The organism is Sphingomonas sp. 66-10 (assembly GCF_001897045.1).
GTDB lineage: Bacteria > Pseudomonadota > Alphaproteobacteria > Sphingomonadales > Sphingomonadaceae > Sphingomonas > Sphingomonas lycopersici.
This window is the reverse complement of record NZ_MKRR01000110.1, coordinates 17,487-18,028: the sequence shown is the minus strand read 5'-3', so window position 1 is coordinate 18,028 and position 542 is coordinate 17,487. Positions and strand designations below refer to the sequence as shown.

At 67.2% G+C, this 542-nt stretch carries 1 protein-coding gene; it reads left to right on the top strand.

Going from position 1 to position 542, the window contains the following annotated elements:
• The coding region (locus BGN95_RS10640) for a class I fructose-bisphosphate aldolase (protein ID WP_286772591.1) at nucleotides 1-542 on the top strand (542 nt) is incomplete at both ends.

Below are 542 nucleotides of genomic sequence, written 5' to 3'. Positions count from 1 at the left end.
ACGATCCTCAAGGTCAACAGCTCGAACAGCTGGGCGACCACGGTCGATCAGGCGGTGACCGCGGGGGTCGACGATGCGCTGCGGCTCGGCTGCGCCGCGATCGGCTTCACCATCTATCCGGGCTCGGATCAGATCTTCGAGCAGATGGAAGAGATCCGCGAGCTTTCCGCCGAGGCGAAGGCCGCCGGCCTCGCAACGGTGATCTGGTCCTATCCGCGCGGCGGCAACCTCTCCAAGGCGGGCGAGCTGGCGCTCGATGTCGGCGCTTATGCCGCACATATGGCAGCGCTGCTCGGCGCGCATATCATCAAGGTCAAGCTGCCGACCGACCATATCGAACAGGCCGATGCGAAGAAGGCCTATGAGGGCGGCGACTGGTCGACCCAGGCCAAGCGCGTCGCGCATGTCGTCCAGTGCAGCTTCGCCGGGCGGCGCATCGTGGTCTTCTCGGGCGGCGCGGCGAAGGGCGCCGATGCGGTCTATCAGGACGCGCGCGACATCCGCGACGGCGGCGGCAACGGCTCGATCATCGGCCGCAACAC